The sequence below is a fragment of the Kitasatospora sp. NPDC004531 genome (assembly GCF_053602195.1).
In genome coordinates this window covers 47,838-54,167 of the sequence record NZ_JBSGDD010000049.1, presented here as the reverse complement: position 1 = coordinate 54,167, position 6,330 = coordinate 47,838, and the positions used below count along the sequence as shown (strand labels likewise).

Sequence of the window (6,330 nt, the reverse complement as noted above, 5' to 3'; positions counted from 1 at the left end):
GTCGACGACGCCGACGGACCCGTCGACGGGGTCCACAGCGGAAGGCACCCCGTCCGCAAGATCGCGACGCAGGACAATGACCTGCACTTGATCGCGACCTTGCGGACGTGGTTGGCGCTTGCCGCGCAGTTCCCCGCGCCCCTGTTTTCGCGCCCGCCTGCGTTCTGCGCCCGCCTGCGTTTCGCGCCCGCTACCGCTCGGCGGACCTGTCGCTCGACGAGGCGTTGAGCATCGCGATCCGGTCCACGACCTTCACCCGTTCGCGGCCCGAGGCAGCGCCGAGGGCCTTCTCGTGGGCGTCCAGCCGCTGCCACCCCTCCCAGGTGGTGAAGTCGACGCCGCGCGAGCGCAGGAAGTCGACCACCGCGTCCTCGGCGGGCTCGGCCGCAGGCCGCAGCGCGCCGGCGGCGTGGTCGGCGACCAAGCAGGCGACGGTCTCGTTGGCGTCGCCCTTGGTGTGGCCGATCAGGCCGACGGGGCCGCGCTTGACCCAGCCGGTGACGTACACGGAGGGCAGGTGGGCGCCGTTCTCCTGGACGCGGCCCGCCTCGTGCGGAACCGTCGCGGAGAGGGCGTCGAAGGGCAGCTTGGGCAGCTCGTCGGAGCGGTAGCCGACCGCGCGGTAGACGGCCTGGACGGGCCATTCGCGGAAGGTGCCGGTGCCCACCGTGTTGCCGGTGCCGTCGAGCGCGGTGCGCTCGGTGCGCAGCGCGACGACCCGGCCGTCCTCGCCGAGGACCTCCACCGGGTTCTCGAAGAAGTGCAGGTGGATGCGGTGCGGGCGGTCGCCGATGTCGCGGATCGCCCAGTTCTCCAGCGTCGAGGCGACCATGTCGGCCTGCTTGTTGGCGCGCCGGGTGGCGATCGAGGCGTCGTCGTAGTCGATGTCCTCGGGGTCGACGATCACCTCGATGGTGGGGGAGTGGTCGAGCTCGCGCAGCTCCATCGGGGAGAACTTGGCCTGCGCCGGTCCGCGCCGTCCGAACACGTGGACCTCGACCGCGCGGTTGGCGGCCAGGCCGTCGTACACGTTCGGGGGGATCTCGGTGGGCAGCAGCTCGTCCGCGGTCTTGGCGAGGACCCGGGCGACGTCGAGGGCGACGTTGCCGACGCCGAGGACGGCGACCTGCTCGGCCTCCAGCGGCCACTCGCGGGGGACCTCGGGGTGGCCGTCGTACCAGGAGACGAAGTCGGCGGCGCCGTAGGAGCCGTCGAGCTCGATGCCGGGTATCGCCAGGTCGCGGTCGGCCTCGGCGCCGGTGGCGAAGACCAGGGCGTCGTAGAAGCGGTGCAGCTCGTCCAGGGAGAGGTCGCCGGGGTAGTCGACGTTGCCGAGCAGGCGCACCTGCGGCTTGTCGAGCACCTGGTGGAGGGCGGTGACGATGCCCTTGATCCGGGGGTGGTCGGGCGCGACGCCGTAGCGGATCAGGCCGAAGGGGGCGGGCAGCCGCTCGATCAGGTCGATGGACACGCCGGGGGCGGCGGCCAGCTCGGACTTCAGCAGGGCGTCGGCGGCGTAGATCCCGGCGGGGCCGGCACCGACGACGGCCACCCGGACGGGGCGGGACATGGGCAGGTAACTCCTGTTCGGCTGTGGGCGCGTACCGCCAGCCTTCCGGCCGGCGGGCGCGCCCGGTACGGGGCTTCGGCTTATGTCGTCATAAGCCGAAGCTATGGCCCCCCAAAGTTCCTCCTATGCGACGCCCCCGGGTCCCCGTTCCCCCCAGCATGCACGACGCGTCCCGGCGCCCCGGCGGGGTGGTCACTCGTAGCGCAGCCGCAGCGACTCCTCCTCGGCGGCGAGCACCTGGTCCAGGGTGAGCGAGGGATCGCCCAGGTGGGAGAGGGTGATGGCGGCCGAGCTGGGCGCCGCGTCGGCGGGCAGCCACTGGTCGGGCCGCCAGGCCGAGCCGCGCAGGAACGCCTTCGGGCAGTGCCCGTAGACCTCGTCCGCGGACACCACGATCGCGGTGCGCGGCGGCTTGCCGACGGCCGTCAGCCGCTCCAGCAGGCGCGGGTCCTCGCTGACGCAGGCCCGCCCGTTGACGCGCAGCGTGGTGGGACGGCCGGGCACCACGAAGATCAGCCCGGCCTTTCCGGTGGCGACGATGTTGTGCAGGCTGTCGAGGCGGCGGTTGCCGGTGGCGTCGGGGATCGCCAGGGTCCGGTCGTCCAGCACCGAGACGAACCCGGGCGGGCCGCCGCGCGGGGTGGCGTCGCAGTTGCCGTCCGCGTCGGCGGTGGCCAGGAACACCAGTGAGGCGCAGCCGATCAGCCGGCGCGCCTCCTCGTGCAGGCGGCCGACCTGCTTGCGCCGCACCATCTCGCTGGACGGCTCGTACAACTCCCGCAGCCGGGACGGGTCGTGGATCGCCTCAGCGGCGAGGGCGTCGAAGATCACGCGGCCCGACCCTACCGCCGCTCACCCCGCCCGCGGCAGGGGGTCGTTCAGACCTGCAGCGGCACGGCGTGCACCTCGTCCGCCGGGTGCCCGGTGCGTTCGTGGACGCGCTGCACGGCCTCCCGGGACGGGCCGGAGGACAGGCAGTACACCGTGCCGGACTCCGGGTCGGCCCAGGCCTGCCGGAACTCCACGCCCTCCTCGGCCTGCACCGCGAGGTCGGCCTCGTGCGCGGCCTTCAGCTGCTCCGCCGTGATGCCGGCCATCCCGTGGTGGACGTCCATGAACATCGTCATCGTCGGTCAACTCCTCGGCCGGGAGCCCCCCGTACGGGGGCGTTCACCTCCACCGTGCGCCCCGGGCGTGAAGCAGGCCACAGGGCGCGCTCTTGCCCCGGGCATAGATGCGCGTGCAAGAATGCTGGAGAAGTAGCAGTGACGTTCAGCGCACTCCGGGGTCGGTGAAATTCCGAGCCGGCGGTTACAGTCCGCGACCCGTCCGCAGCCAGCGGCCGGTTGACCAGGTGAAATTCCTGGACCGACGGTTAAAGTCCGGATGGGAGGCGTGCGCGGCGGACAGGTGTGTTCACACCGCGGCCCACCCGAGGGCCGGGGTGCGGAAGCACGGCGTTTCGGCGGGCCGTTCGTGCCAGGGGTTTGCGAACCCCGGCCGCACGACGGCCGTCCCCGAGCTGCCGCGTCCGCAGTCAACTCCCTATCGCCGCCCCGGAGTCCGCGCCCCAAGCGCGAGGAGAATCCGGGTGTTCACCGGCATCATCGAAGAGCTCGGCGAGGTCGTCTCCATCGAGGAGATCGGCGAATCCTCGCGAATCCGCCTGCGCGGCCCGCTGGTCACCGCGGACGCCCGCCACGGCGACTCCATCGCCGTCAACGGCGTCTGCCTCACCGTCGTCGACGACGACGAGCGACTCGCCGAGAAGAACGGCGAGTTCAGCGCCGACGTGATGCGCGAGACGCTCCGCCGCTCCAGTCTCGGCGCGCTGGCCCCCGGCTCCCGGGTCAACCTGGAACGGGCGATGGCACTCGGCGCCCGGCTCGGCGGCCACCTGGTGCAGGGCCACGTCGACGCCACCGCCGCCCTGCTGTCCCGCGAACCGGGCGATCTGGACGCGCACGGGAATCCCCGCTGGGAGGTGCTGCGTTTCTCGCTGCCACAGCCGATCTCGCGCTACCTGGTGGAGAAGGGGTCGATCACCGTGGACGGAGTGAGCCTCACCGTCGTCGAGGCCGCCCTCGACAGCTTCACCGTCTCGCTGATCCCCGCCACGCTCGCCCTGACCACGCTCGGCGCGAAGGCGGTCGGCGACCCGGTCAACCTGGAGGTGGACGTGCTCGCCAAGTACGTGGAACGGCTGCTCGAAGCCCGTACCCTGCCCGACACCCTGGGGGAGTCCAAGTGAGCGCGCTCGCAGATCTGACCTTCACCGCCTTCGGCGAGCAGGTGAAGGTGGCCGACATGGTCGGCAACCTGATAGGCCTCGCCGGGCTGGCGTTCGGCTGGCGCCGCTCGGTGCTCACCTGGCCCGCCCAGCTGCTGGCCGGGGCCGTGCTGATCAGCGTGTTCCTCGGCGGGCAGGTGCCCGGACTGATCGGCAAGCAGGTGATCGTCGTGGTCGCCGCGATCTGGGGCTGGACGCAGTGGAGCCGCGGCCGCCGTGACACCGGCGAGATCGCCGTCCACTTCGCCGGCTGGAAGCAGCGCGCCGTGCTGATCGCCGCCACCGCGGCCGGCACCGCCGCCGTCGCCGCGCTGTTCAACGCCTACCCGAAGCTGTCCTGGAACCCGCTGCTGGACGCGTACATCTTCACCGGCACGCTCGCCGCGATGTACGCCCAGGCCCGCGGCTGGGTGGAGTTCTGGTTCGCCTGGATCGCCGTCGACGTGATCAGCGTCCCGTACAGCTACGCCCACGGCTACGTGTTCTCCGCGCTCACCTTCACCATCTACTTCGTCCTGGTGGTGGGCGGCCTGGTCAGCTGGTGGACGAAGGCCCGCACCGTGTCAACCGCCCCGCGCGCCGAGGGAGTCACCGCATGAGCGCCGAAGAGACCGCAGGCCCCGAGGAGCCGCTCGCCCTCGACCCGGTGGAACGCGCCGTCGCCGACCTCGCGCTCGGCCGCGCCGTGATCGTGGTCGACGACGAGGACCGCGAGAACGAGGGCGACCTGGTGTTCGCCGCGTCCGCCGCCACCCCCGAACTGATGGCCTTCACCATCCGCCACACCTCCGGCGTGATCTGCGTCCCGATGATCGGCGCCGAACTCGACCGGCTCCGGCTGCCCCCGATGACGCAGGTCAACGAGGACCGCAAGGGCACCGCCTACGCCGTCTCGGTGGACGCCCGCGACGGCGTCTCCACCGGCATCTCCGCCGCCGACCGCGCCCGCACCGTCCGGCTGCTGGGCGCGCCCGCCACCGAGGCCGCCGACCTCACCCGCCCCGGCCACGTCTTCCCGCTGCGCGCCGTGGACGGCGGCGTGCTGGCCCGCCCCGGGCACACCGAGGCCACCGTCGACCTGGTCCGGCTGGCCGGCCTGCCGCCCGCCGGGGCGATCGCCGAGATCGTCAACGACGACGGCACCATGGCCCGGCTGCCCGAACTGCACGCCTTCGCCCGCCGGCACGGCCTGGCGATCATCTCCATCGCCGACCTGATCGCCTACCGCCGCCGCACCGAACTCCACGTCGACCGCGCCGCCGTCACCGCGCTGCCCACCGACCACGGCGAGTTCACCGCCGTCGGCTACCGGGGCACCCTCGACGGCATCGAGCACCTGGCCCTGGTGGCCGGCGGCCTGGACGCCGACGGGAAGCTCCCCGACGGCGAGGACGTGCTGGTGCGGGTGCACTCCGAGTGCCTGACCGGCGACGTGTTCAGCTCGCTGCGCTGCGACTGCGGCCCGCAGCTGCACGCCTCGCTGCGCGCCGTCGCCGAGGCCGGCCGCGGCGTGGTGCTGTACCTGCGCGGCCACGAGGGCCGGGGCATCGGGTTGGCCCACAAGCTGCGCGCCTACGAGCTCCAGGAGCAGGGCCGCGACACCGTCGACGCCAACCTCGACCAGGGGCTGCCCGTCGACGCCCGCGACTACTCGATCGGCGCGCAGATGCTCGCCGACATCGGCGTGCACTCGCTGACCCTGCTCTCCAACAATCCGGCCAAGCAGACCGCGCTCACCGAGCACGGCCTCAAGGTCGCCGCCCGCCGGCCGCTGCCCACCGCCGCCGGCACCCACAACCTCCGCTACCTGCGCACCAAGCGCGACCGGATGGGCCACGACCTGCCGTGGCTCGACGACGACAACAAGTAACCCGCCCAACCCGCCGACAGAGGAGCACGACATGGCCGGCCACGGAGCACCTGTGCTGTCCCCGAAGAACACCGCCGACCTGCGGGTCGCGATCGTCGCCGCGCAGTGGCACGAGCAGGTGATGAACGGCCTGCTGGACGGCGCGCACCGCGCGCTCAAGGAGCTCGGGATCGAGGAGCCGACCGTGGTCCGCGTCCCCGGCACCTTCGAACTGCCGGTCGCCGCCAAGCAGTTGGCCGTCCGCGGGTACGACGCGGTGGTGGCGCTGGGCGTGGTGGTGCGCGGCGGCACCCCGCACTTCGACTACGTCTGCCAGGGCGCGACGCTCGGCCTGAGCCAGGTCGCGGTGGACACCGGCGTCCCGGTCGGCTTCGGCGTGCTGACCTGCGACACCGAGCAGCAGGCGCTGGACCGGGCCGGGCTGCCCGACTCGGTCGAGGACAAGGGCCACGAGGCGGCCACCGCCGCCGTCGCCACCGCCGCCGTGCTGCGCGAGGTGGTCGAGCCCTGGCGTTGATCGGACCTTCGCACCGTGGGCGGTCCGTCCGGATGTCCAACGGACTGTCCACGGTGCGGAACCGTTTACCGCCCGTCAGCCCG

Annotated in this window: 7 protein-coding genes and 1 riboswitch; of the genes, 4 read left to right on the top strand and 3 right to left on the bottom strand. The window is 72.6% G+C overall.

Features of this window, described 5'->3' with window-relative positions; translation table 11 throughout:
• Positions 1-190 precede the first annotated feature (190 nt).
• From ACWEMJ_RS20440 to ACWEMJ_RS20430, 3 genes are all read right to left on the bottom strand, one after another.
• The gene (locus ACWEMJ_RS20440; RefSeq protein WP_452138485.1) at positions 191-1,570 is read right to left on the bottom strand and encodes an FAD-dependent oxidoreductase; all 1,380 of its coding nucleotides are present in this window, start codon (positions 1,568-1,570) and stop codon (positions 191-193) included.
• Positions 1,571-1,762: 192 nt separating this feature from the next.
• Positions 1,763-2,401: an MSMEG_1061 family FMN-dependent PPOX-type flavoprotein gene (locus ACWEMJ_RS20435; RefSeq protein WP_452138484.1), complete on the bottom strand. Its 639-nt coding sequence runs from the start codon at positions 2,399-2,401 to the stop codon at positions 1,763-1,765.
• A 47-nt stretch (positions 2,402-2,448) separates the two neighbouring features.
• Positions 2,449-2,697: an SCO4226 family nickel-binding protein gene (locus tag ACWEMJ_RS20430; protein ID WP_452138483.1), complete on the bottom strand. Its 249-nt coding sequence runs from the start codon at positions 2,695-2,697 to the stop codon at positions 2,449-2,451.
• Between the two features lie 147 nt (positions 2,698-2,844).
• Positions 2,845-2,972, top strand: a riboswitch (FMN riboswitch).
• A 189-nt stretch (positions 2,973-3,161) separates the two neighbouring features.
• Here ACWEMJ_RS20430 and ACWEMJ_RS20425 point away from each other — a divergent pair.
• The 4 genes from ACWEMJ_RS20425 to ribH are packed head-to-tail and all read left to right on the top strand — an operon-like array spanning position 3,162 to position 6,247.
• Complete coding sequence (locus ACWEMJ_RS20425; protein ID WP_452138482.1) at positions 3,162-3,821, top strand: riboflavin synthase; 660 nt, start codon at positions 3,162-3,164, stop codon at positions 3,819-3,821.
• Positions 3,822-3,877: 56 nt separating this feature from the next.
• Positions 3,878-4,459 (top strand): nicotinamide mononucleotide transporter family protein, encoded by a 582-nt coding sequence (locus tag ACWEMJ_RS20420; protein WP_452138487.1) that lies wholly within the window; start codon positions 3,878-3,880, stop codon positions 4,457-4,459.
• Positions 4,456-5,730, top strand: a complete 1,275-nt coding sequence (locus ACWEMJ_RS20415) for a bifunctional 3,4-dihydroxy-2-butanone-4-phosphate synthase/GTP cyclohydrolase II (protein ID WP_452138481.1) — start codon at positions 4,456-4,458, stop codon at positions 5,728-5,730. The genes ACWEMJ_RS20420 and ACWEMJ_RS20415 overlap by 4 nt, the downstream gene beginning before the upstream one ends.
• Positions 5,731-5,761: 31 nt before the next feature.
• The gene (gene ribH / locus ACWEMJ_RS20410) at positions 5,762-6,247 is read left to right on the top strand and encodes a 6,7-dimethyl-8-ribityllumazine synthase (protein WP_452138480.1); all 486 of its coding nucleotides are present in this window, start codon (positions 5,762-5,764) and stop codon (positions 6,245-6,247) included.
• Positions 6,248-6,330 lie beyond the last annotated feature (83 nt).

Coding starts and splice junctions, on each gene's coding strand:
- ACWEMJ_RS20440 (WP_452138485.1), bottom strand. CDS start 1,570: ATGTCCCGCCCCGTCCGGGTGGCCGTCGTCGGTGCCGGCCCCGCCGGG.
- ACWEMJ_RS20430 (WP_452138483.1), bottom strand. CDS start 2,697: ATGACGATGTTCATGGACGTCCACCACGGGATGGCCGGCATCACGGCG.
- ACWEMJ_RS20420 (WP_452138487.1), top strand. CDS start 3,878: ATGGTCGGCAACCTGATAGGCCTCGCCGGGCTGGCGTTCGGCTGGCGC.
- ACWEMJ_RS20415 (WP_452138481.1), top strand. CDS start 4,456: ATGAGCGCCGAAGAGACCGCAGGCCCCGAGGAGCCGCTCGCCCTCGAC.
- ribH (WP_452138480.1), top strand. CDS start 5,762: ATGGCCGGCCACGGAGCACCTGTGCTGTCCCCGAAGAACACCGCCGAC.